Source organism: Nostocoides sp. (genome assembly GCF_035343835.1).
In the GTDB taxonomy this organism is placed as follows: Bacteria; Actinomycetota; Actinomycetes; order Actinomycetales; family Dermatophilaceae; genus Nostocoides_A; species Nostocoides_A vanveenii.
Map to the genome: position 1 here is coordinate 1 of NZ_DAOQZV010000257.1, position 4,284 is coordinate 4,284.

Here is a 4,284-nt window from a genome sequence, read left to right on the forward strand (position 1 = left end):
CAGCGCCGCGCTCTCGGCGACCACGCCGAAAACGCGGTCGGGGCCGAGGTCGGAGCCGAGCAGGAGGCTGCCGTAGCCGCCCATCGACAGGCCGAGTAAGGCCACCTTCGTCTTGGGATCGACCCCGGTGGTGCGTTGCGCGAGCGGGATGAAGTCGTGGATCACCAGTGCGCCGGTATCCATGCCGGCCCGGCGCTTGTGCCAGTAAGTATTCCCGCCGCTGACCGCCGCGATCGCCAGCCCGGTCCGCTCGACGTGGTCGGCGAGCCCGAGCCCGTCCATCATTGTCGGGCCGTCCATGCCAAAGCCGTGCAGCGCGACAACGAGCGCTTTCGGTGTCGCCGACGGTCGCGCGATGCGCCAGGAGGCCTTGACGCCGGGCCAGTAGGCCGAGGTCAGCTCGCCGTCGGTGGTTGCCGGCGGGCTCGTGTGCGTGGTGGTCGTGCCGCGGCAGCCGGTCAGGGCGGCGGCGCCCGTCAAGCCGGCGAGGATGGTCCGGCGGTTTGGCGTGTGCCGGGTCGGGCGCTCTGGTCTGGGCACCGGCCGAGCGTATCCCGGGCCCATCGGAGTGGCGCGTCCCTCAGGTCGCGGCCCTCAAGCCCGTGCCCACCGCAGCGCCCTGGGCGCATCCGGCCGTGGCCCGGAAGCCTCACCAGTGCGAGGTCGCTGCGGCCACGGCATCCCCGAAGACGTGCTCGAGGTCGAGGTCGGCGCCCTTGCGCGTGAACCAGCCGAAGAGGTTCTCCACGTCTCGCCGTAGGTAGTCGAAACCCTGCGGATTGGCAATGATGTCGACGATCTGCGGCCAGTCGATGACGACCAGCCGCCCGTCGTGGAGCAGGACGTTGTAGGCCGACAGATCGCCGTGTGCGTAGCCCATCGCGGCCAGCGCGACGACGATGTCACGGGCCTGTTCGGCGAGATCCGCGACCTCGCCCGGCCGGGGACGGGTCGAGGCCAGGCGGGGAGCGGCGACGCCATCGGTGCCGATGAACTCCATGAGCATCTCGCCGCTGGTCAGTTGCACGGGATACGGGACGGGCAGACCGTGCGACCAGAGCATGGCCAGGGCCTGGAACTCGGCACCCGCCCACTGCCGGGCAATCACATCGCGTCCGTAGCGGGTCCGCCCCACCAGGGCGCGCATCTCGCGGCTCTCGGCGACCCGCCGGCCTTCGAGATAGCCGGCGTCGCGGTGGAAGAGCCGGTGGTGAGAGGTGCGAAAGCGTTTGGCGGCCAAGAGGTTTTCTCGCGTGGCGACTGGGGCGGGATGAGCCCCGGCGTCAGCCTCGGGATCCGACGGCAGCCAGCGCCGGATCAGGTGGACGTCCGCCTCCTTGCCGGATTTGAGGATGCCGAGATCCGACTCGACGGCGGCCAGGTCGGTGATGACCCATGCGGGCTGCGGCGACGGGCCGTGGGTAGCGCCGTCATAGCTCGACCAGCGCTCGCCCTCGGGCGGGTCGTCAGGACGGACGTCGAAGGTGAAGTGGAAGGGGTCCGGTGTGGACATCGGGGATCTCCGAAAGAGTGAAGGGGGAGTGGTCAGGCGCGCAGCGCTCCAGGTCGGCCATGGCGTCCTCCTTCGTTCGATGTCCGTATGCCAGCGCCCCAACCCTCGCGCCCACCCCACCTCCGTCGCAACCGATTTTCAGCGGGGCTGACTGGCCCTACCCCGGGTAGGTGTGTCAAACCGGGCGCTATGCCGCCCGCTTTGCCACACCTACCCGCCGGTCACTTCGGTGATCCACAGGGTCGAGCGTCCGAAAGGCGCTATCCCCAGGGTTTTCGGTGACCCGTTGGCGGGAGGGAGTGGCCCGGCGACCATGTCGGCATGGACCTTGGGGCGAGCGTGACGACGCGGCAGCAGTACGTGGCCAGGCGCGCGTTCGCGGTTGGTGACGCAGCCGAGAGCCAAGGTGGGGTGGTGCACCGAGATCAACTGCGGGGCATGGACGTGGGGCGCAATGTCATCCGCAACGAAGTCGCAGCGAGGCGGTGGACAGTGGTCGGGCGCAAGTCGATCCAGATCGGCTCGGGGCCCCTGAAGCCCGTGGCGAGGCTCTGGGTGGCGGTGTGGGAATGCGCGACCGGGGCCGTGCTGGATGGCGCCAGTTCTCTCCTGGCCAGCGGTCTGACCGGGTTCGAGCCGTCCGTGATCGACCTGTCTGTGCCGGGCCAGGAGCGCCATCGCGTGAATGAGGGCACACGGGTCACCGTGCGACGTCAACTCGCGCGGGCCACGAGAGCAGGCCTGCCGCGCTCGACCATCGAGGTGGCCATGATCAGGGCAGCGCAGCTGGCGGCGAGCGACCGGCAGGCTGCTCTGCTCATCTGCCTGCCCGTCCAACAGCGACTCACGGCCTCATCGCGCCTGCTCGCCGCGTGGTCAAGGGTCCGTCGCTCGCCGCGGCGAGCGCTTATCGATTCGGTCATCAAGGATGTCTGCGATGGTGCCTACTCTCTCGGGGAACTCGACTTCGGCCGCTTCTCCCGGGCCGCTGGCCTTCCTCAGCCCGCCCGACAGGCAGTGCGGCGTGGACCGAGCGGCCGCATCTACCTCGACGTTCGCTTCCACAACGGGCTCGTCGTGGAGATCGACGGAGCGCACCACCTGGCGGGACTCAACCCGGTCGACGACGCGCTGCGCGCCAATGCCGTGACCCTGGACGCTCAACTGGTGCTGCGGATCCCCGTGCTCGGCCTTCGACTCGAACCGGCAGCGTTCATGACGCAGGTGGTGCACGCGCACCGGCTCCTTCAGGCCCGGGCTACTGCCTGGGTGCGGCAAACCGGGCGCTAGGCCGCCCGCTTTGCCTCACCTACCACTCAGTAACGCTATGCGGGCACCTCGGCGCGCGCGGCCGGCGCCGCGAGGGCGCGCTCCTCGGCCCGCATCAACCAAGCCCGGCCCAGGAGAGCGACCACGACCGCGATGCCCGCGGCCGCGACGGGCACCAAGAAGGCGGCGTGCGCGCCATACGACTCGACCCACCGGCCAGCGATCGCCGAGCCCAGCCCGACACCGATCAGCAGACCAGTGACCACGATGGTCATCCCCTCATTGAGCTGGGCGGCAGGAACGAGCCGCTGGCACAACACCATCGCCGTGATCAACGTCGGCGCCACCGCCAGGCCGGCCACGAAGCCGTTGATGCCCAGTACCCACAGATTCGGCACGACCAGCAAGGGCGCGAAGCCGGCGAACATCGACCCGGTGAACAACAGCACCCGGTTGGCCGCGCGCTCGCCGGGGTCGACCAATCCGTAGAGCAGCCCGCCGATCAGCGAGCCGGCCGCGAAGAGCCCGATCAGGAAGCCGCCCCAGGCGCGCGCACCCTGCTCGTCGGCATACGCCAAGATGACGACGTCACCGGAACCGAAGACCGCGCCGGTGAGGATCATTGTGATCCCGAGCTGCACGATCCCGGGGACGCGGACGGCGCTGCCCCGGCTGACGTCGTCGGTGAGGTGCACCGGCGGTTCGCTCTCGGTGTGCGCCATCAGACCGACGAAGCCGGTAGCGAAGAGCGCCGTCGCCACGAGCAGACCGGCCTCGGGAAAGAGCCAGGTCGCCAGGCCGGCACCCAGCGCCGGTCCCAGGACGAAGTTCGACTCCTCGCTGACCTGTTCGAAGGAGTTGGCAATGTGCAGCCGCGCCGAGTCGCCCTCCAAGACGTGCGCCCAGCGGGACCGGACCAAGGTCCCAACCGCCGGCGCGAACGCCTGCCCCGTGTTGGTCAGAAGCAGCGCCCACGTGGGTGCCCCGAGATAGGTCTCGCCGGCCAGAGCCAGCAGGCAGGCCAAGGCGAACAACCCGGCCGGCAAGGCGATGCGGCGCTGCCCATGGCGATCGACGAACCGGGCCAATACCGGCCCGCCCACGGCCATCGACCCGAGCCCGACGAGCGAGACCAGCCCCGCGGTCGCATACGAATCCCGGCGGCTGGCGATCATCACCACGATCGCGACGCCGAACATCGCCATCCCCAGCCGGGCGACATAGGTGGTGGCGATGAAGCGCTTGGCCCGGGGCATCGCTAACAGCACGCGGTAGGGAGAGAGGAATCGGCGCACGAGACACCATGGTCCCAAGCCGCGGCCGGGCTCGGCAAATCGATTCGACCACACCCGGGCCGGCATGCGTGCGTAGCCTCACACCCGCGACGCATACGCGCGCGTGCTGGGCCTCGGCATACTGGCAGGAGACCCCAAACCCGACGCAAGGTGGCGATTCGAGCGTGTCCCGACTGCAGAGCACCGACAACCTGACCGAGGAGCAGC

Annotated in this window: 3 protein-coding genes and 1 pseudogene; 1 reads left to right on the forward strand and 3 read right to left on the reverse strand. The window is 69.7% G+C overall.

The window, feature by feature from the left end; all coding sequences use genetic code 11:
- Together PKH97_RS14295 and PKH97_RS14300 are read right to left on the reverse strand one after the other, a co-directional pair.
- Positions 1–540, reverse strand: a pseudogene (locus tag PKH97_RS14295) (hypothetical protein); the annotation flags it as partial.
- A 109-nt stretch (positions 541–649) separates the two neighbouring features.
- A complete protein-coding gene (locus PKH97_RS14300) occupies positions 650–1,513 on the reverse strand; it encodes an RIO1 family regulatory kinase/ATPase (protein ID WP_324388223.1) in 864 nt (287 codons plus the stop codon).
- A gap of 321 nt (positions 1,514–1,834) precedes the next feature.
- Between PKH97_RS14300 and PKH97_RS14305 the strand changes: the two genes are divergently transcribed.
- Positions 1,835–2,803: a hypothetical protein gene (locus PKH97_RS14305; protein WP_324388225.1), complete on the forward strand. Its 969-nt coding sequence runs from the start codon at positions 1,835–1,837 to the stop codon at positions 2,801–2,803.
- A 35-nt stretch (positions 2,804–2,838) separates the two neighbouring features.
- Here PKH97_RS14305 and PKH97_RS14310 read toward each other — a convergent pair whose 3' ends face one another.
- Positions 2,839–4,038: an MFS transporter gene (locus PKH97_RS14310; RefSeq protein ID WP_324388226.1), complete on the reverse strand. Its 1,200-nt coding sequence runs from the start codon at positions 4,036–4,038 to the stop codon at positions 2,839–2,841.
- Positions 4,039–4,284 lie beyond the last annotated feature (246 nt).